The following is a 20,843-nucleotide window of genomic DNA, read 5'->3' on the forward strand; positions in this document are numbered from 1 at the left end:
TCACCTTCTAATATGCGCGCCAAAAATCATGTAGTAAGCGTGTGGTCAGCCCAGGGGCTTCCAGCATGGGCAAATGGCCTACTGCAGGTAATATCATCGCTTTAGCATCGACTAAAGATTCGCAGAAGTTATCTGCGCAGCTGACATCAAGCACTTGATCTGAATCACCCCATAGCACCAGGGTTCGCGCGCTAACCAATGACAGCTGCAAGTAAGTTTCCGCCAAAGACTTAACGAGCTCGCCGAACAAATAGTCATTCAAAATTTTGCGATGACTCATCGCTCCACCCATCAACAGCGCTAGGCCAAAGCCAAACCAACGTCGCTGGGGATGTAGAGCAATAGCAAACACTTGCCAAGCGTCTTTCGCCTGCAGAGGCGCCAAATAATTCACCCCTGCCGCTAGGCCACTTTCCATTTGCGTGAGGTGCTTGCCAGGTACTCCAGCCGCATTCATTAAGCACAGCGTTTCCACAATGGCTGGGTGACGTGCGGCAATTTGCGCCGCAATTGCGCCCCCCATTGAACTACCAACAAAATGCGCCCGCTCAAGTCCTAAAGCCTTTAACCACACCGCCAATCTGTCTGCTTGCGCAGCCAATTGATAATCTGCGCTCATCAAAAAGTCGCTCTGACCAAAGCCCGGAATATCTGGCACAAGTAAGCGATAGTTCTTAGCCAATTTTCTGCACAGAAAAGCCCAGTTTTCTTTGCTAGATCCAAAGCCATGCAGCAGAACGACCACTGGGCCGGTAGCGCAGCCGCCAGCCCAGTAATGCAGACAGTGATCATCGACATCACTAACTTGCCTTTTGAGCCCTGCATGACGGGTAAAGAGTGGCAACAACCGCTGCCACAAACTGGATTTCGGACGCCAAGCTTTTAGCGCTTGCGAATCTACGCTAGCTAATGGCGTTTTCTCAAATTGCTCACGCATTTCTTGCAACGCCAGCAGTGCCGTATCTTGCGTTGAAAGCGCAGCACTGGCTTGCGTCACGCCCCGGCACCTGCAGCAGCGCCGTAAGCATCAACTTCGCTAACTAGCGCATCAAGGTCGTTGAGAAAGTGCTTGTTGTTGTGATCCCAAGGATGAAAACCTGGCTTAAAATAATCCAGCCAGTCAGGAATAGTGCGTCGCAACACACCAGGCGAGCCCCACAGGAAATTGCTTACGCTCAACCAACCACGCACGTTAAGCGCCTGCCCTTCTTTACGCACTAAACCGATGTGAAATGGAATGACCAATACCCAAAATATCAGGGTCGCCATAAGGAGTGCCGAACACCGGCGAATATAGCCGATTAGGCCGCCGCCAATGACTTCTTGGTAAACGTCGTAGGCCACCGCCTTGTGCTCGGTTTCTTCTAGGGCATGCCACTTCCACAAGGCTGCAAAGCGCGGTTCAGCGTTTTGCAAAATACGCGGTTCACTCAACACCATATTCGCGAGAATTGCCGTTAAGTGCTCTAAGGCAATCGTTCCGGCAAGCTGGGAGATTTTAGGCGTAAAGCGAGTAAAGAAGCCCAATAAACGTACAACAATTCGTCCATAACGATCTGCTGGCAGCCCCTTATCAATCAAGGCTTGATTGTATTCTTCATGCTCGCGGCCATGCATCGCTTCCTGACCAATAAAGCCTCGCACCGACTCTTTAAGTGCAGGGTCTTGAATACGCCCCCGATAATGGCGGACGCTATCAATGAAAAATCGCTCACCATCAGGGAAGAAAATAGATAAAGCGTTAAAGAAATGCGTAATGTGGGCGCCACCAGAATGCCAGTCACCAATACGCTCCTTGGGCAAATGGAATTCGAGGTTGCGGCGAACCGGCTGCACTATTGTCTTGCTGAGGTTTTCCATAAAGCACTCCGTAATAAAACATCTTATTATGTGACATTGAATGATGTTAAGTTAAACATGACATCATTCAATGTCAAGTTAATTTGCTTGAAAAACATGCGAAATTCTATCGCTGCGGAGCCACCAACAGACGATACAGGCCTAGCGCGGTGAAGATACCGCGCAGCCATAGGCTTATAAGAAACAAGGGGGCTTAGAAGGGATTGAAATTGGCGTATTCAGGCTTAACGACTTGAGCGGCCAATGCCTTCAAGGTCTCAAAGGGGTTATCAACTATCAGCGCATTCACTATGCTCGAGGGCAGTCCACCACCGGGATTTAAATGAAGCTGGAACACCACTTTAGTTTGATTCGCAGAGAGCGGAGTCAACTCAAAAAAGCCTTGCACCTCATCCATTCGGACCGCATCACCCGCTTTCGGCACTGCCTGCTGCGCCTTTAACGGTAACATTTCAACGGCAATCGAACTTAACTTTATGGTGGTAATTCTGGTCGCTGGATCCTGACTGATTTCGTTGCGCAAAATCATCTCACGGTCCTTAGCAGGCCAAGGGAAGTCATTTTTTAAGTACTGATAACGATCCAACAAACTCGCCTTATAAAGTAACTTTGGCGATTTGCAGTTATACATCCAGCGACTAAAATTAGCGGTATCATCCAAAACAGCCATTAGCTGATTTAGCTCGGCATTAATAATAGTCTCGCCGCGAAACGCTTTATATTCAGAGCCATTTACCTTAGCAGTGAACACCTTGATATTTTCAGCGTCTTTCGCGAGTTCCCACTCAATAGCCTGGCCATTGAGACTCAATAAAACCAAACCAATATAAACAAGCAACTGCTTAACTGTGCGCATCGAAGCAAACTCCTATCTAAGATATTGAAAGGCCACACCGTTATGTAGCGGCATGGCCAAAGAAGATTACATACGGTAAGTAAACTGCATTGCAATCGAGCGCGGCGGCTCCAAGAAACCGGTGTGACTGGTCGCACCGAAAATAGTCTTAGACAATGGCGTATCAGCAGCATAGACAATAATCACTTCGTCAGTCAGGTTTTTACCCACGAGCGCCAACTCCCACTGCTTATCAATTGCACCAATACCGATACGACCATTCACTTTTACAAAACCGTTCTGCTCAACACGGGGGTCAAGATTGGACGATGGGTTGTATTTGTCGGTAAACACAAAGTCCAAACCTAAGCCAATACCCAAGGTCGGGCTGATTGGACGCACATAGCCCATTAAAAAGGTACCCGACCAGTCTGCAACATACTGATTACTCATGCCGGTATAATCGCAATTCAAGCCGTTATCAGAAGTTGGCACCTGATCTTGCCGGCACTGACCATTTTTGAAATCGGTAAATTCAAAATCCATCACCGCCAGTGCGCCACCGAGACTTAAATACTCGGTCAACTGCCAGCGACCGTCCATCTCAATTCCCATGGTCACCGCCTCTTTGGCGTTACCCACATTAAAGCCAAGCGTGCCGTCAAAAATACTGATCTGCAGATTTTCATATTGAGTATAAAAGGCAGCAAGATTTATTTCCGCGGAGCCTTCAAGCAAGCCAGTCTTTAACCCCAATTCTAAACTGCTTGCCTCTTCCTCCTCATACTCAAAGGTACCAATCAAGACCCGCTGGTTCGTTGACACTGCATTAGGGTTAATCGGCGTTGGCTCATCGCTTGGCGACATATTTGAGCGCGCATCAAAACCACCAGCCTTTACGCCTTTAGTTGCCGTGAAATAAGCCATGCCGTCATCAGAGTAATCCCACTGAAAATTTAGCAATGGTGAAAAAGACTTTTCCGTGCGTTTACCTCTAAGGTCGTGACGCTCAGCCGAAAACGTAATCGCAGCAACAGTATCAACTTCGCCAGCCGGCAAGGTATTACCAGAGAGATCAGCCAATTCAAGTTTGCGACGCCCTGTTTTCTTCTCAATAGTTTCACGACCACCCAGGGTCATACGCCAATCATCGCCAAAATGGAAAGTAGCCTGTAAAAACGCCGAAAAAATATTAGAGGTGCTTAAGAATGTTCGCGGCGCGGTAATATTTTCTACCGCATTACCGGCATCACCAATACCGAGTATCTCCGCTGGTGAGCCGCCCAATGGATTCGGGTCAATATCACCACGACCACCCGCTTCCATATAATCTGCGGCATTAAGCAATTGGACAACGACGTCAGAGTCTTGAATCAGCTTATCCCTGAAGTCGAGCTCATTGCGCTGCAGGTAAATACCGCCGATGTACTCAATATCTTCACCGGCTGGCGACACCCAACGCAGCTCTTGGCTAAGCTGTGAATAGTCTTCACCCAATTCAAGTTTAAATAATTCTGCCGGCGTTGCGTCGCAATCACAGAGGTCATTATATTCGTAATGCATATAGCCAGTAATCGCGGTGAACTCATGGCCCGACTCAGAAATATTGGTGACATTCAGCGTAATATTACTGGTGTCGTTATTACTGTAATTCCCATTAGAGGCCGCTTTATAGTCTTGGTAATTATTACGAACAGACTCGTCGGTATCGACATTAACGACACCCGGAAACTGAGTGTCATCAAGAATTTCGGCCTCTGTACGGCCAGTAAACAAGAATACATCTGACGTTGAAGGCTCATCGTTTATGATTTCAGCCTGACGACCAAGCGAGTCAAAGCTACCGGCCTCCACTTTTAGGGACACCTTGGTTTCGTCGCTCGCCTGCCAATTCAATTTTAAGCGGTAGGTCTGCTGATCGTATTGCGGCCCATCGATTTTCTGAAACAAATCTTTCATAAACCCGCCGTACTCCCGCAGGCGCGCTGAGAATCGGACCCCGACGGTATCACTCAGAGGCCCCGACAACATCAAATCGTAAACCTCTTCTTCAAAATTCGGCTCATACAGTGTCGACAACAAACCTTCGAAATACTCAGTCGCATCGGCGGTAATCAAGTTAACCGCACCGGCTATACTGTTTTTGCCGTGGAGGATATTTTGTGGCCCGCGCAAAACCTCAACCCGAGCCAAATCAAGAAATGGCGCCCGCGCCAATTGCGCCCGGCCATAGTAAATGCCATCGACATACATACCGACCGATTGTTCAAAGCCCTGATTCATACCGGTGCCAATGCCGCGAATATAGATGTCGGTACTGATACCGCTTTCCGTCACCGTTAAATTGGGTACGTATGCCTGTAAATCTTCCATGCGGTTGATACCCGCTTCCATCATTTTATCGCCACCGATTGCGCTGACGGATACAGGAACATCCTGTAAACTCTGCGTGCGGTGCTGGGCGGTAACGACAACTTCTTCTAGCATTGCAGCATTCACCAATGGCGACAGCGCAGCAGCTGTGAGTGTCCAGAATACGGCGGGAAAAGTGCGAGCACTCATACGTAAACCTCTAGTCAATTATTTTTATGGCTCATAAACCTATGAAACATCATTTAGTGTAACGTTAATGTGTCGTTAAATTTATGTCAAGCTATTTGTCTACAGTGGCATTATTAAGAAACACCAACATTGGCTGAGCCGACAAATTAACAATGTCAATCACCCCATTAATTGCAATTGATGCGGGCTTTAGTGAGAATCACAGATAGATGAGCCCGTCGGCCCATTTCGATACTTCCTCTCGGAGACGGTAATAGCAGCGACAATGAAATTTCCCGAAGATACCATAATGACCATGGCGCAACTTTTACCCCAGACAGGGGCCACCGACGCTGAAACAGAAACAGAGGTGCAGCGCGACTACTCAGTTGAGCAGTTAGCGATCGCGGCCAATACCACCGTCAGGAATATTCGCGCCTACCAAGACCGCGGAGTTCTGCCTCCTCCGGCCCTGCAAGGCCGCAAAGGTGTCTATAACAACCAACATTTATCGCGTTTGCGGCTTATCGCCAATTTACTCGACAGGGGCTACACCCTCTCATCCATACGAGAGTTGTTAGCGGCGCTGGAAGAAGGCGTTGGTCTAAGCGAAATACTCGGCATAGAAACAGCGGTTAACTCGCCGTGGACCAGTGAGGCGCCCACCACACTGCCAATGACTGAGCTCGTGCGGATGTTTGGCACAAAGCTAACGCCCTCAGCGATTAAGACCGCCCACGACTTAGGTTTATTTAACGTTGCTGGCACGCAAATGCGTATCTCCAGCATGAATACCCTCAAAGTTGCCGAGGAACTATGTGCAACCGGTATCCCACTCGATGAATTACTCGATATATTGCGGATGATGCGCGGTAACGTGCAAAAGGTCGCCAATGAATTTGTAAAATTGGTATCTGAGCACGTCCTTGAACCCTACGCCGAGCAAAAGCTCCCTCCCAAGGAAGAGCTGCCCAAAATTGCGGAGCTAATTTGGCGGCTACGGCCGCTTGCTGAGAAAGTCGTAGACGCTGAGCTTGGCCGAGCTATGGAAATTGCTGCCAGCCGCTTCCTAGCTGACACGCTTGAAGCCATAATGGAAGATATGCCTAAGGAATGAGCTTAAATTCAGGCTCATCCAATGCCGGCAGCTGCCAATTAATTTCCGGCTGCCCCCGCTTAGCTAAATAACTGTTCGCCTGCGAGAAGTGACCGCAACCCAAAAAACCTCGGTGCGCGGAAAGCGGCGATGGGTGGCTAGCATGTAAAACCAAGTGCCGCTTGGCGTCGATATTGGCACCTTTTTTTTGCGCCTGCGCCCCCCAGAGCATAAACACCAAGCCCTCGCGTTCGGCATTTAGTGTTTCAATAACCGCGTCACTAAAGTGCTCCCAACCACGCCCTTGATGGGCACCCGCACTCCCCTCCTCTACCGTGAGTACCGCATTAAGCAACAACACTCCCTGCTCAGCCCAGTCTAGCAAGTAGCCGTGGGACGGTATCGGCAAACCAAGGTCACGCTGTAACTCTTTATAGATATTCCGCAGCGATGGCGGCACTTTGACACTAGGCAACACTGAAAAGCACAGACCATGAGCTTGCCCAGCAGCGTGATACGGGTCTTGGCCAAGAATAACAACCTTAACACTCTGTAAAGATGAGTGAGCGAACGCAGAAAACCACGCCGCTTGAGGCGGGAATATTGTTACGCCATCAGCCTGGCGCGCAGCTAAAAATGCCGCGAGTTCCTTGTAGTATTCTTGATTAAACTCCCGAGCAAGCAGAGGCTGCCACGAGGGATGAATGCTTTCCTCAATCACCGCGCCAACCTCACGTCAAATCCCGGAGTTAAAATCGATACTCACTGGTTTGCACGACATCAATTTCATCAAAATCAATAAATTTCTGGCAGCTCTCCATCATTTTTTGCAAATGACGCTCAAATTTTTCTTGGTCACCTACCGCATTATAAAAAGCTTCCGACGACGTCATTGCTTCCGCGGGAAAACACTCCTCGACAATGGCGTGATAACACGTCACATCGTTACCTGCCAGCTCAGAAACGACGTTCTGCACGTAACGAAAACTCGCCTGAACATCAATAGCAATTTGAGTATGAACTCCCCGCCAGTAGGCCAACCAATCTTCATAGGCCATGCTCTGCGGACACCGCAGCATAGCAACTTGGCTGAATCCTGGCGTGCGCTCCCCTAGCCCAGCTAATTGGCTGGTATTCGCAAGAGGCTCGAATTCGTCCACATGGTAGCGACTAAACTGCACACAGCAGGACTGAATATACTCCTGCAGCACAGCGAGCTCGGCACTCTCATCCAAATACAGCGAGCACATAGCGTCAAAGCCCTGCGCTGAATTTTCCATACGCAGGCCAACAGCGGGCGCCACCGCCGCATCGACAATATTTAGCTGCACACCTCGAACGCCCTGCTGGGCACGCAGCTCCGGCGCCAACCAGCTTAATAGCCGGGCCTCAAATTCCGTACCCGGCGTATCGGTCCACATCAAATAAATGACCTTTCGCACTGCATCTCCTTATTATTTTAATGCGGCCACAAAGGCCAAAACTGTAATAATAACAGCTAATTATGAGATCACATACTGATTGGCGGCGTCGCGGTTGAGGCATTATCAATCAGCATTTCAGCTGCGTTAACAAACTTCGATTCATCTGACGCCAAATAAAGTACCAACGCGGCGATGTCTTCAGGTTCACACATCGGATGCTCGACCGTCGACAAGGACTCGATCTCTTCTCTGGTCGCTGAATCTTGACCCGTGGCTACTTTAAATACCATCGGTGTTTTAACACCGTCAGGATGAATAGAGTTACAGCGAATACCATTGCGCTTTTCTCGACAATACAACGCTACCGACTTAGTCAACGCCATTACAGCGCCTTTACTCGCACTGTAAGCCGCCACAAAAGACATACCATGAATTGCCGCTACTGAAGACATATTGATGATCGAACCACCATTACCCGAGGCTTCCATTGCTGGTATAGCCGTTTTACAGCCAAGGAATACGCCTTCACTGTTAACAGAATTCACCCGCCGATAGTCCTCTAGACTACAGTCAACGACGTTACCCAAGGTCATCATGCCAGCATTATTCACTAGCACGTCTAAACGACCAAAATGACTGACTGCAGTGCTAACAACACGTTTCCAGTCATCTTCACTTGTCACATTGTGCTTGAGGAAAATAGCGGCCTCACCAATTTGTGCAGCTACAGCTTGGCCGTCAGCCTCATTGAGGTCAGTCAACACTACTTTTGCACCCTCTGCGGCTAGCCTGATAGCATCTGCCTTACCCATACCACTCGCCGCACCCGTTACAATGCACACTTTGCCGCTTACACGTCCCATATCCAACTCCTAGTATTATTAACGATCCCTGACACAAACCCAAAGGTTACAGGTCAATAACCTAAGTAAATCACGCCCAGCAGTAAAAAAACAGTACATCGCGATTACCCTTTGGTAAGATTATGAAAAATAACGGACGGCTGCTGTATGAACATCGCCACTTTGACTCTTAAACTTGCCATCGGGTCACTTCTGTTACTCGTGATTGGCGTAACGGGAACCCGTGCTGAGGTCTTCGGCTATCAAACCGGTCTGTTAATGTTTAGTCTCGCCGGTTTACTCAGTTTCATCAGTATTAGTGCATCTGCGCTATTTACACGCCGGGCCAAGCAAGAAAAAGACCGCCAACGCCTGAACAAGGCAGCGCTAATTGCACTCCCTGCTATCTTTTTTTTCAGCATTAGTCTTTTCCACGGTGCGGGCGCACCATTAATTCACGACGTTAGCACGGACACCCAGAATCCACCTGAATTTATCAAAGCAGCCACCCTCCGCAAGCCTAGCGACAATGATCTACACTATGCACCCGCAAATATTCCACTGCAGCGGCAGGCCTACCCAACGTTAAAAACACTAGAGAGTTCACATACGGTCACTGAAGCACAAAAGCGGGCATACAAAATTGCTAGCGAAATGGGATGGCTGGTCTATTATCAGCAGGAAGGGCACATAGAAGCGCAGGCTAGAAGCTTTTGGTTTGGTTTTATCGATGATATTGTTATTCGAATTCAAGTCACTGAAAGCGGCACAAAAATAGATATCAGATCGGCGTCTCGTGTTGGCAAAGGCGATTTAGGCGCGAATGCAAAAAGAATTATGGCCTTCAGCGAGCTATTTAACCAAGATGATTTTATTTAACCCTAAAAAGCCCTGTACAGCAGTAAAACATGGTATTCATATGGCAATAATGGGATCACAGAATAAGGTTGTGAACAGCGCAAAAACATTATGCAGTGCAACGCACTGCAGCCTAAAAAAATTGACCAAAGTGCTACTAATTATCACGACGCTGTTTACCAGCACAGCCTACGCCGACGTCATTCGCACCGCCCTGAATGAGAGCGGCGTCATGGTACTGACAAATTCAGAAGTACAAACTGGCGATCTTAGTTTAAGTAGTCTGCGTGCGATATTCACCATTCGCAAGCGGAGTTGGGACGACAAAACGCCGATAAAGGTATATGTACTACCTGACGGAAACCCATTGCACCAAAAATTTTGTAAATCCATTCTCAAAGTTTACCCCTATGTCCTACGCGAACAGTGGGATAGATTAATATTCAGTGGCACGGGGATTCCGCCCACGATAGTGAACAACGAGCGTGAGTTGCAAGAGTTGGTTAACGCAACACCAGGCGCCATCGGCTACGCCCCAATAACCAGTGTGAACGAAACCGCTTCCAACGCCCCCTTAGCCAAACTGTTCGTTCTTCGAACCAACAGCGAGTACTAAACAATGCCATCAACTTTAAAAGCGATTACCCAATATTTTGGCCTGAGTATTGCTTTGTTATTACTCGCTGGCCACAGTCACGCTAATAATAACGGTGACCTACAATTCCACGGCTTTTTTTCCCAAGCCTACCTCTTAAGTGATGGCAATAATTTTTACGGCGACAGCCAGCGCGGCAGCACCGATTATATGGAAGCCGCAGTTAACGCTACGTGGCGAGTGGCACCTGCCTTAAATATTGCCGGCCAAGTTCTGAGTCGTGACGCTGGCAATTCAGCCAATGGCGGGCTAGACATCGACTTTCTGTTTGCCGACCTCAAAGCAATCGAGACTGAAGAGTCAGGCCTAGGCTTTAGGCTTGGCAGAGTGCGTAATGCCTATGGCTTTTATAACGACACCCGTGACGTACTATTTACGCGGTCTACCATTTTAATGCCGCAGGCGGTGTACTTCGAAGGGAATGGCCTGAGGGAGCTCCTTTTTGCCACCGACGGCGCCCAGCTTTACAGCTACTGGGATGCAAACGAAAATTCAACCAGCCTTAATTTTACCCTGGGTCGCAACGAGAAAAGTATTTCTTCCGAAACGATTAAAAATCTATTCGGCGCCGCCGCCGCGTCGATCGTTCACAAAGGTGAAGTAAAGTCGCCAATTTACGCGCAACTCCTCCACTCTCGGAATGGCGGTGACAGCAAGTTCGCAGTATCCGTGCTTAACGTACAAATTGACTTACACTCTGCGGTAAGAAGTTTTGGTGATTTAAGCCTCGACGCCACCGGCTATGTACTTTCTGCGCAGAAAAACCTTGCGATGTGGACCTTTACTGGCGAGTACAGCTTAATTACCACTGACTTCACCAGTATACAAGGCTCACAGAGCCAAAAAATAGAGGCGGCCTATTTGCAAGCGCAATACCGCTTACGTCCCAGTGTCACGCTAACTAGCCGTTACGAATTAAGCTATCTCGACCGCGAACGTCGCAGCGAAACTGACAGCCACAACGTAGTTTTAGGCCTGCGCTGGTTGCCTGCCGCCAATTGGGTTATTGATACTAATATTTACGGTATCAGAGGTACCTCAGGTATACCCATTGTTGATAATTCAAGGAATTCACGACTTGATGAGCGTACCGAAATGTTTGCCATTATGATTGGCTACCGATTCTGAACGCGCAAAAGCATATGGATCCTATTGAGCCGTCCAAGCCAACCCTAAACACCGTCAGACTCGGTCTTCAGCGCAAGCTCAGTGTTGTTTTATTTCTCGCCGTAGCACTGGTCATGGGTAGCCGCGGCTACATAAGTTATGTTCAAACAGTTAGTTCAAATCAAGAGGCTGTGCTACAAGACTTAGAGGCTTTACAGCAAACCTTTGCATCGCTATCTGAACGATCTAACAACGAATTATTTCGTTTAGCTGATCAATACCGGATTCCAAGCGAAGAGGAGTTCCAACAGGGCGATCTCGCGCCACCGTCACTAATGTCGAATATTGAGTCGATCTACTACATCAATCTAGACGGTGATATTCTTGCGGCATCCTTGCAAGAAGGTATCGACCCTAAAACCATTCCACCTTATATTTTTACTGCGATACGTGCGATCACCAATACCGGCCGCCCATTTGCAACCCTGCACTGCACGCCCTCCTGTGCGCAAAGCGTTTTCATACCGGTAATCACCAATGACGGCCGCGAATTAGTTATCAATATTAATCGCTCGGCCACCCTGCTTATCCAAGATTTCTTTGAAATCACCCATGCAGACATTGCTATTCTAGACGTAACCCAGAATGGAATGACCGCGTCGTTAGATAATGTATTGATTGCCAGCCAGGGCAGCCAAACCAAGAACCTCATCCGCGAAATAGCTGAATTGACAACAATCAGTGCCAAAAAACCAAGTGTATTCTTTGACGTAATCGGTGATCAGTACTACAGCGCTCGCTTTTTCCCACTGCATGAAAACTCACCACCGAGAACCTACGCAACCATTCTCAGAAATGAGTCCAGATCTCGTGCGCAAATAATAAACGAACTAAAGAACATTGTATTTTCAACATTACTAGCCCTTTTGCTAATAATCTCGCTAATAGCCGTCATCTTAAAGCCATCTGTTGACCGGCTAATGAACTTAGCAAAAATTCTCCCAATGCTTCCAGACAACCGCTTCCAAGAGGCGCAAAAACTACTCCAACAACACTCATCTCGCAAGAAGCGCTCCGACGAAATCGACGTATTGCTGCACACTACCGGCGATGTAATCGAGTCCTTGGAGCGTATGAATGCCAGTGTTGAGCAACATCGAAATGAGCTAAAATCAAAGATAGAAGCTCTCACCGAAGCAAAAGTATTTAATGAATTAATACTCGATGCCTCCCCACTGACGGTCATTATTCATGACACCGCCGGTACAATTCGTAACATCAATAAAATGGGGCGAGAGTTAACTGGCCTCGATAAGAAGGCACCTGTCAATGCCAATATAAACACTTGGGTGAGAAACGAGAACCAAAGTAAATCACTCTCAGCGTCATTGCAGAACATTACCGACACCTCGGGTAAAAAAAGTCAGGGCCAAATGCCCTTTTTTACCGACGACGGTCGTAAATTGTATTTCCTGTGGACGCACACCTGCTTACATGTAAATGATGAAGCCCATATTCTTTCAATGGGCATCGATATTACTGAACGTAAGGAAGCTGCTGAAAGTTTGCACTGGCTAGGCCAGCACGACCGCATTACTGGCTTACTAAATCGCAGCAGCTTTACTGAAAATGCCAATGAATATATCGCCAATCACCGCGACAACGACCTCATCGAATTAGTGATGTTTGATATTGACGAATTCGCTGTTTTCAACGATCGTTTTGGCTTCGATGCAGGCGACCGCTTATTAAACGACCTAGCCGCACATTTAGTTGATGCCTTACCGGAAGACTCCCCTCTCGCAAGAACGGGCTCTGGCGAGTTCTGCGCAATCATTCATCACGCCAGCGAATCACACCGGTCAGTTAAAGACCTCGGCCTCGAACGCTTAACACGTTATTCCTTCAGCCACGGCAATATCACCGAGGAGGTTTGCATCTCAATCGTCGTCGATAGCTACGACAACAGCTTAAGTGGTATCGACGAACTCATCTCAAACACGACTTCGACAATGGCGAAAGTAAAAAGCAAATCTAGAGGGAGTCTTTACTACGCCGCGGATTCTGACGACACCAGCCGCGTGTCTCGGCACGAGAAATACCGAATGAAAGAGCAGTTACAATCTGCACTAAACGGTAATCGCCTTGTGCTATTTTATCAGCCTATCCTCGATTTAAGCCTCAACAAAATCAGTCATTGTGAATGTTTAGTTCGCATGCTCGATGACGAAGGCCAGTTTATTTCCCCCGCGCATTTCCTTGGCATCGCCGCAGAATCCGGAATGATGCAAAGACTGGACTTTTCAGTCATGGAGAAAGCCATGCGCCAACAGCACATCTGGGAAGATTCCGGTATAGATACTGGACTAAGTATAAATATAACTGCGCAGACCCTTGAGCAGCCCGACTTCGAAGCGCGCCTTAACGAGCTACTACAGCGTACCGGCGCAAATCCAACACGCCTCATATTCGAAGTATTAGAAACCGATGCCCTCGAAGACTTGGGCGCAGCACGAAAATTACTGAATAATTTTAAAACGGTAGGTGCCAAAATCGCTTTTGACGACTTTGGCATTGGTTTCACTTCCTTCGAATACGTGCGGGAACTACCTGTCGACTATATAAAAATTGATCAGTCCTTTATTCGCTTTATCCACGAACGGGAAAGCGACCAAGTTCTAGTAAAATCGATGGTGGAAATGAGCCATAACCTTGGTAAGAAAGTGATCGTCGAGGGCGTTGAAACCCGTGAGGCACTGGAAATTGTCCGCGATATGGGCGTGGAATACGTGCAAGGTTATTACCTTTGCCGCCCCATGCCCCTCAGTGCCCTTGATCTCTCATTGCGAATTCACGACTAATAAGCGCCGCCCTCAAACATTAAGTTTGAAGACAGCACAGCAACTTAATTAGTACGCACCCGTGCTATGGCATTTTTCCATCCGGTATAGCGCCTAGCGCGATCAACTTCATTCATTGCCGGATCAAAGCCCGCCTCACACTGCCAGAGCTGTGCGATTTCGTCTAAAGACTCGTACACACCCAACTGCAGTCCCGCTAAATAGGCGGCGCCTAGCGCGGTCGTTTCACTAACCATCGGTCGCTCACAGCGACAGTCCAACATATCAGCAAGACGTTGTACCACCCAGTTATTCGCTACCATGCCGCCATCGACCCGCAATGTAGCGAAATCAGCCCCGTCGCCACGCATGGCTTCCAATAAATCACGGGTTTGGTAGCACACCGACTCCAATGCTGCCCGCGCGATATGCGCAATCCCGGTATCCCGCGTCAACCCCAAAATCGCGCCGCGCGCGTCTGGGTCCCAATACGGCGCCCCAAGCCCAGTAAAAGCGGGCACCATATACACACCATTGGAACTGGCGACACTTTCCGCCAAGGGCTGGGTTTCCGCCGCAGAGCCAATCAGGTGAAGACCATCTCGCAACCACTGCACTGCGGCACCCGCAACAAATATACTTCCCTCCAAAGCATAGGTAACTTCGCCCTTAATCCGGTATGCCACCGTGGTTAGCAGGCGATGCTTAGAACTTAACGCCGTAGCGCCGGTATTTAGCATGACAAAACAGCCCGTACCGTAGGTGCTTTTTACCATACCGGGGGTAAAGCACGCCTGCCCCACTGTTGCCGCCTGTTGATCACCAATTAAAGCGCAGATCGGTATCGCAGCACCAAACAAATCGGAGCTACACTCGCCATAGTCATCACAACTGTCTTTTACTGCAGGTAAAAGTGCTCGGGGAATCTTAAACAAGGCGAGCAATTCGTCGTCCCAATCTTGACTATGAATATTAAATAACAAGGTCCGCGACGCATTCGTCGCATCAGTAGCGTGCTCGGCGCCATTAGTCAGCCGCCACAACAAAAAACTATCAATCGTGCCAAACGCCAATTCACCAGCCTCGGCGCGGGCCCGGGCGCCGTCGACATTATCTAAAATCCAAGCGACTTTGGTGCCAGAAAAATAGGGGTCCAGCAATAAACCCGTCCGTTTAGCCACCAACTCTTCGACACCCTGCGACTTAAATTCAGCACATTGCTTTGCGGTCCGCCGGTCTTGCCAAACAATAGCAGGATAAATCGCCTTACCGGTTTTGCGATCCCATATCAGCGTGGTTTCGCGCTGATTTGTTATACCAATTCCTGAAATATCCGACGCCGCCAAGCCCGCTTCAGCGATTGCTTTGCGGCAGCTATTTAAGGTCGTTTGCCAGATTTCCTCAGGATCGTGCTCTACCCACGCATCTTCAGGATAATGTTGACTAAACTCCTCCTGACCAAGGCCGCAGATGCCCCCTTGCGAATTAAAAACAATAGCTCGCGAGCTCGTCGTACCTTGATCAATCGCCAGTAGATAGCTTTCTTTCATTTTCCAATACCCTTGCCAAATGCTAGGCCTAATGATGGCAGAGTATGCGGTCGGCGGCCATAAATCCGCGAATTTGTGACGTGCAATACCGTCTCAGGCCAAAGTGCCACCGTCCACGCGAATCTGCTCGCCTGTAATGTGACAACCATCCGCTGACGCCAACATCGCAACAACGCCTGCAACAACCTCAGGTCCTTTTGCACCACTTAGGGAAGTAATCCTACTAAGTAAATCAAAGTCCGCATCAGCCGGAAAGCTCAGCCCCTGCACCATATTAGTATTGATATCGCCCGGACAAACGCAATTTGCGCGCACCCCGCGCTTTGCGTACTCAACGGCAATGCTTCGAGTTAAGGCCAAGACACCGCCTTTACTCGCGCCGTAAGCGGCTCCCCAAGGCAAGCCTTGTAGCGATGCGGTCGACGCCGCATTGACGATATTTCCCTGGGTTTTAAGTAACTCGGGCAATACCGCCTTACACAGCATAAAGGTGCCCGTTAAATTAACGCCAATGATTTGCGACCACATTTCCATGCTCGTTTCATGACAGTTAGCAAACCGCAAAATACCCGCCATATTAACAACGACATCAAGCTGACCGTAGTGAGCTACACAATCTGCTACGGTTGTTTCAGCCGCGCCAGGCTCACTAACATCAAAACGCGCAGCGACCACATGACCACCCATTTTGCTAATTTCTTGCACTAAGCTATCTAAATCCCCCTGCTGAATATCGGTGCAATACAGCTTGGCCCCTTCGGCGGCGAGTCTTAGCGCACAAGCGCGGCCAATACCAGAACCCGCGCCTGTAAGTAACACCACTTTATCTATAAATCGGTTCATGTCCGCCCCTATTGTTATTGTGTAAAACAGTATGAATGAATATTAGAATCATCCCATCAGCGCCGCTATGCCCCAATTGCAGTAGGCCACACAGGCCACATTGCCATTAAGACCAAATGACCCCATTTGCCAATGAGATGACGTGTTTCGTTCTTGTCTTAATTTGCCTGTCGACTAAGCTGGCCACTCATATCACCAATTTTTACAAATAATACTTTTGAGACCATCACCATGAGCGATCTCGACAACTTCCGCGCCTCGGTCAAAACTTGGCTACAGGAAAACTGCCCAGCCTCACAGCGCTTGCCAATCACCAGAGATGAACAAGTCTGGGGGGGGCGCAATATCAGCTTCCCAAGCCCAGATGCCAAACTCTGGTTTGAGCGGATGCGCGACAAGGGCTGGACGGTGCCAGAGTGGCCACAGGAGCTTGGCGGCGGCGGACTAAATGAGCAGGAAGCCAAAATACTCAAAGACGAGATGAAGGCACTTGGCTGCCGCACACCACTCTATGACCTAGGTATTTGGATGCTTGGCCCCGCCGTATTGGAATACGGCAGTGACGAGCAGCGTCGCCAGCATATCCCCAAAATCGCCCGTGGCGAAGTCCGTTGGTGTCAGGGCTACTCTGAACCCGGTGCTGGCTCAGATCTTGCCAGCCTGCAAACCCGCGCCGAAGATTGCGGCGACCACTTTTTAGTGAATGGCAGTAAAATTTGGACGACCAATGCCGACAAGGCCGACTGGATATTTTGTTTAGTGCGCACTGACCCCGACGCTAAAAAGCAGGAAGGTATCAGCTTCCTGCTTATAGATATGGATCAACCCGGCGTTACTGCAAAACCCATTCCTCTCATAAGCGGTGACTCCGAGTTCTGCCAAACATTCTTTGATGACGTCAAAGTCCCTAAGGGCAATCTGATCGGCGAACTGAATAAGGGTTGGTCGGTAGCAAAATCACTGCTCAAGCACGAGCGCAAGCTCATGGCCGAAATTGGTGGCGACACACCGGGACCGAGCTTTTCGCCAGTCCAAGCGGCGCTGAAATATGTCGGACTCGATGCCGAAGGCAAGTTGAAGGATCGCGGGCTCCGCGATCAACTGGTTGCCCATGAAATGCGTTTCCGCGGTATTGGTCTAACCCACTTTCGCAGCTTTGAGGAACGCATGCACGGCGTCGGCAACAATAATATCCCCCTGATAATGAAATATGTCGGTACCGAAGAAACTAAAAGCAAGGAAGAAGTATTAATGGCGGTACTCGGTAATCGTGCACTGGGCTGGGATGACCCGGAATTTAATGACGATGAATTACTGAGTAATCAGGGCTGGCTATTTTCAAAAGCACTCTCGATCGCTGGTGGCACTTCAGAAGTGCAGTTGAATATTATTGCCAAACGCGTGCTAGGTCTGCCCGAATGAAGAAGTACGCAGACCGTCAAACCCATCGCAATGGCCTAGGAGATTTGTAATGCCACTGGTATTAAATGAAGAACAGCGCTTGCTGAAAGATACCGCTAAAGATTTTTTAAACAAAACCATGCCAGTCGAGGCCCTGCGTACGCTTCGCGACAGCAAAGATGCAGTGGGCTATAACGCTGAGCACTGGCAGCAAATGGTTGAACTTGGCTGGGCGAGCATGATCATCCCTGAAGCCTATGACGGCCTTGATTTTAGTTTCTTGGGCTTAGGCGCTGTGCTAGAAGAGTGTGGCCGCACGCTCGCCGCCTCACCACTTTTTGCCAGTGTTGTATTGGGCGCTTCCGCCCTCATTCTCGGTGCAAATGATACGCAAAAATCAGCGTTTTTACCGAAAATCGCGAGCGGCGAATTACGCCTTGCCCTGGCCCTCGAGGAAGGTGCTCACCACAACCCCGAAGCAACTGCCTTAACTGCCTCTGAGACCGATCTCGGCTTTGTTTTAAACGGTCGCAAAACCTTTGTCCTTGATGGCCACACGGCTGACCAACTCATCGTCGTGGCCCGCAGCGAACCTACAAGTGTCGGCCGCGACGGCCTTAGCTTGTTTATTGTCGACGCCAATACATCTGGGGTCGAGCGCACGCGCCACCACATGCTCGATAGTCGCAACGCCGCGAGTATCCAATTTAACAATGTCACGGTTAATCGCGACGCCCTGCTTGGTGAGCTAAATCAAGGCTGGTCACTACTGGACAATATATTGGATCGCGGACGTATTTGCCTCTCAGCCGAAATGCTCGGTGGCGCACTGGAATGTTTTGACCGCACCATTGCCTACCTCAAAGAGCGGGATCAATTTGGTGTTAAAATCGGCACATTTCAAGCGCTACAACATCGCGCGGCGGTTATGTTTACCGAACTGGAACTGGCGAAATCTGTAGTAATTGATGCCTTGTCCGCCATCGACGAAAATCGGGGCGATCTCGCGCAACTCGCCAGTTTGGCAAAGGCGCGTCTGAATGATGTTTTTGAATTGATCACAAATGAAGCGGTACAAATGCATGGCGGGATCGGCGTTACCGATGAACTGGATATTGGCCTCTTCCTGAAGCGTTCAAGGGTAGCCAACCAGATCTTCGGCAACAGTAGCTTCCATCGCGATCGCTACGCCAGCCTCTGCGGCTATTGATGACAACTGCCCTCCGAAAATAAACTGGGGGGCAGCCAATCATCCCATCTAATAGGTGCTTAAAAACGCAATACAAAGTCGGCGTTATTGCGGGGTTCACCTAAAAATAGCGTCAAACTTTTAAACAAAGCACTTCCGCGATCCGGCGATAAGGTAAGGTTACCGCTCGCTCGGCCGCTAGTCATAATCTGCACCTGACCGCGGACTCGACTCGGGTTATTCTCGTCAACCACCGCCAAAAGAAAACCATTACTGCAACTGAGCTCTGCGGAAACTGGGGCAATATCACTGATACCCTCGATATCGCCCAGTAACGATGCCAAAGTAACAGAACCCTCTATGGCACTGCAGCCAGCAGCGCTGACATTAGCGGACGGCAGTTGCAGCTTGACACCGCCATCAAAGCCCATACTTGGCAGCTGCGCAATACCCATTAATTTCGCAATATCACCATGTGCCTCGAGGTCGCGCAACCATAAACTATTATTCGCCCCTACACCTACCAGTGCCGACACCTTAGCCGGACTCGCAAATTCAATAGCCAAGGGCACGCCGCGCAATAAACCAAGTGGGCTTACTCGCCATTGCAACTGACTGACACTGATATCATCATACTGCAAGTGATCAACCTGCCCTCGCCAAGTACGACCGCTCACCGTGCCGAGCTTTAACTCAGGAATTTGTTTCATTAAAATATCGGTCACAAGCCACGCGGGGCTGCTAAGCAATAAGCACACTAAAAAGAAAGCCGTGCCACAAACAATCCACAGCGAACGCGTCATCCCTCACTCCCGACCGATGCCCGCAAGGACACACTGCCCGGTACATCTAATAAACTCATATTGGCTGAATGCAAAGTCATTCCCGCCGCTGATAGGGCTTCAATTAACTGCACCGCGCTGGTGTAATCAGTACTGGCCACCCACAGGCTGTAACGCCCAGCAGACTGCGGCTCAATTCGATTAACGTTGATGGCCAAGGCTGATGCCGCCCTCGTTATTTGTTGCTGCGGCGAGCCCGACAAAGCACTCCCGGGGACACTGCCGCGCGCCGATTGCAATTGTTGTGCGGCCTGCTGCATCCATACATAAGAGCTGCGCCGTTGTTCTAAGCGCTTTTCTGCACTATCACGGGCCGACAATAATGGTTGCCACAGCATCAACCATATTATAAGTGGCACGGCCACAGCAGCACCCACAATAAGGGTAAAACGCTCTTGCTCGGAACGCCCTTCTAGCAATTGATTCAGCCATTTCATTGCGACTCACCCCGTATACTAATTTGCCCAGCGATGCCGCCATCCTGCTGCCCGAAGGCGCCGCGTTCGACATCCAAGCCCTGGGCTTTTAAGGCCGCAAGCCATTGATCAATTGCCTCATAGGAAGCGGCACTCAGAATTAACTTCAACACTGCGGGATCATTTTCATAGTTTAATTGTGTCAAGGTAATACCCGGTTTGGACTTGCTCGCCGCCGCGACTTTTTCCAGCCACGGCATCATTAAGCCTTTACCCCCCGCGCTTTCAAGCGCATTAAGCTGACTGCGCATTTGACTGCGCGCATTCACCACCCGACTACCGGGAAAGACCTGTTGGTAAAGAGCAACCATGGCTTCGTCCAAGGTATCCGCGTCACGATTAGCACTATAGGTTTGCAGACCCACACTCAGCCAATGCAAACCCAATAACACCGCCAGCAAGATTAGCGGCCAGCGAATGCGGCTCAAAGCCTCACCACTTTCATCTTTAAGTAAGTAAGCGCCACTAAGCAATGACAAGGGCA

19 protein-coding genes are annotated in these 20,843 nt (G+C 49.3%); 7 read left to right on the forward strand and 12 right to left on the reverse strand.

What is annotated here, in order from left to right:
• Positions 1–7: 7 nt before the first annotated feature.
• The 4 genes from ABYT30_RS03865 to ABYT30_RS03880 form a co-directional block, all read right to left on the reverse strand.
• Entirely contained in the window at positions 8–997 is a 990-nt protein-coding gene (locus ABYT30_RS03865) for an alpha/beta fold hydrolase (RefSeq protein ID WP_373081062.1), read from the reverse strand.
• Positions 994–1,860: a metal-dependent hydrolase gene (locus ABYT30_RS03870; protein ID WP_373095266.1), complete on the reverse strand. Its 867-nt coding sequence runs from the start codon at positions 1,858–1,860 to the stop codon at positions 994–996. Before ABYT30_RS03870 ends, ABYT30_RS03865 begins: the two co-directional genes overlap by 4 nt.
• Positions 1,861–2,053: 193 nt before the next feature.
• On the reverse strand, positions 2,054–2,716 hold the full coding sequence (locus ABYT30_RS03875; protein WP_373083071.1) for an START domain-containing protein: 663 nt from the start codon (positions 2,714–2,716) through the stop codon (positions 2,054–2,056).
• Between the two features lie 66 nt (positions 2,717–2,782).
• A complete protein-coding gene (locus ABYT30_RS03880) occupies positions 2,783–5,257 on the reverse strand; it encodes a TonB-dependent receptor (RefSeq protein ID WP_373083073.1) in 2,475 nt (824 codons plus the stop codon).
• 265 nt (positions 5,258–5,522) lie between these two features.
• Between ABYT30_RS03880 and ABYT30_RS03885 the strand changes: the two genes are divergently transcribed.
• Positions 5,523–6,353, forward strand: coding sequence for a MerR family transcriptional regulator (locus ABYT30_RS03885; RefSeq protein ID WP_373083075.1), 831 nt, complete (start codon positions 5,523–5,525; stop codon positions 6,351–6,353).
• On the opposite strand, the gene ung is transcribed toward ABYT30_RS03885, so the two are convergent.
• From ung to ABYT30_RS03900, 3 genes are all read right to left on the reverse strand, one after another.
• On the reverse strand, positions 6,343–7,053 hold the full coding sequence (ung, locus tag ABYT30_RS03890) for a uracil-DNA glycosylase (RefSeq protein WP_373095269.1): 711 nt from the start codon (positions 7,051–7,053) through the stop codon (positions 6,343–6,345). The genes ABYT30_RS03885 and ung overlap by 11 nt on opposite strands.
• A gap of 28 nt (positions 7,054–7,081) precedes the next feature.
• Complete coding sequence (locus ABYT30_RS03895; RefSeq protein ID WP_373083078.1) at positions 7,082–7,774, reverse strand: EthD domain-containing protein; 693 nt, start codon at positions 7,772–7,774, stop codon at positions 7,082–7,084.
• Positions 7,775–7,842: 68 nt separating this feature from the next.
• Positions 7,843–8,619, reverse strand: a complete 777-nt coding sequence (locus ABYT30_RS03900) for a glucose 1-dehydrogenase (protein WP_373095271.1) — start codon at positions 8,617–8,619, stop codon at positions 7,843–7,845.
• A 147-nt stretch (positions 8,620–8,766) separates the two neighbouring features.
• Between ABYT30_RS03900 and ABYT30_RS03905 the strand changes: the two genes are divergently transcribed.
• From ABYT30_RS03905 to ABYT30_RS03920, 4 genes are all read left to right on the forward strand, one after another.
• A complete protein-coding gene (locus ABYT30_RS03905; RefSeq protein ID WP_373083082.1) occupies positions 8,767–9,477 on the forward strand; it encodes a DUF1499 domain-containing protein in 711 nt (236 codons plus the stop codon).
• 70 nt (positions 9,478–9,547) lie between these two features.
• Positions 9,548–10,072 carry a hypothetical protein gene (locus ABYT30_RS03910; protein ID WP_373095273.1) on the forward strand — a complete coding sequence of 175 codons (525 nt, stop codon included), beginning with the start codon at positions 9,548–9,550 and terminating at the stop codon, positions 10,070–10,072.
• 3 nt (positions 10,073–10,075) lie between these two features.
• A complete protein-coding gene (locus ABYT30_RS03915; RefSeq protein ID WP_373095276.1) occupies positions 10,076–11,239 on the forward strand; it encodes a hypothetical protein in 1,164 nt (387 codons plus the stop codon).
• A 14-nt stretch (positions 11,240–11,253) separates the two neighbouring features.
• Complete coding sequence (locus ABYT30_RS03920) at positions 11,254–14,079, forward strand: EAL domain-containing protein (RefSeq protein ID WP_373095279.1); 2,826 nt, start codon at positions 11,254–11,256, stop codon at positions 14,077–14,079.
• A 44-nt stretch (positions 14,080–14,123) separates the two neighbouring features.
• On the opposite strand, the gene glpK is transcribed toward ABYT30_RS03920, so the two are convergent.
• A complete protein-coding gene (glpK, locus tag ABYT30_RS03925; RefSeq protein WP_373095282.1) occupies positions 14,124–15,608 on the reverse strand; it encodes a glycerol kinase GlpK in 1,485 nt (494 codons plus the stop codon).
• Positions 15,609–15,701: 93 nt separating this feature from the next.
• Entirely contained in the window at positions 15,702–16,451 is a 750-nt protein-coding gene (locus tag ABYT30_RS03930) for an SDR family NAD(P)-dependent oxidoreductase (protein ID WP_373095285.1), read from the reverse strand.
• Between the two features lie 231 nt (positions 16,452–16,682).
• Here ABYT30_RS03930 and ABYT30_RS03935 point away from each other — a divergent pair, with 231 nt between their 5' ends.
• Together ABYT30_RS03935 and ABYT30_RS03940 are read left to right on the forward strand one after the other, a co-directional pair.
• Entirely contained in the window at positions 16,683–17,873 is a 1,191-nt protein-coding gene (locus ABYT30_RS03935) for an acyl-CoA dehydrogenase family protein (RefSeq protein ID WP_373095288.1), read from the forward strand.
• 49 nt (positions 17,874–17,922) lie between these two features.
• Positions 17,923–19,062: an acyl-CoA dehydrogenase family protein gene (locus ABYT30_RS03940; protein WP_373095290.1), complete on the forward strand. Its 1,140-nt coding sequence runs from the start codon at positions 17,923–17,925 to the stop codon at positions 19,060–19,062.
• A 59-nt stretch (positions 19,063–19,121) separates the two neighbouring features.
• Here the strand turns inward: ABYT30_RS03940 and gspN are convergent, their stop codons facing one another.
• The 3 genes from gspN to gspL all read right to left on the reverse strand — a co-directional run.
• Positions 19,122–19,844, reverse strand: coding sequence for a type II secretion system protein N (gene gspN, locus ABYT30_RS03945; protein WP_373084613.1), 723 nt, complete (start codon positions 19,842–19,844; stop codon positions 19,122–19,124).
• The gene (gene gspM, locus ABYT30_RS03950; protein WP_373084611.1) at positions 19,841–20,320 is read right to left on the reverse strand and encodes a type II secretion system protein GspM; all 480 of its coding nucleotides are present in this window, start codon (positions 20,318–20,320) and stop codon (positions 19,841–19,843) included. The genes gspN and gspM overlap by 4 nt, the downstream gene beginning before the upstream one ends.
• Positions 20,317–20,843: type II secretion system protein GspL (gspL, locus tag ABYT30_RS03955; protein ID WP_373095293.1), on the reverse strand; the 527-nt coding region annotated here is incomplete at its 5' end. The genes gspM and gspL, both read right to left, overlap by 4 nt.

The sequence above is a fragment of the Zhongshania sp. genome, assembly GCF_041623545.1.
Lineage (GTDB): Bacteria > Pseudomonadota > Gammaproteobacteria > Pseudomonadales > Spongiibacteraceae > Spongiibacter.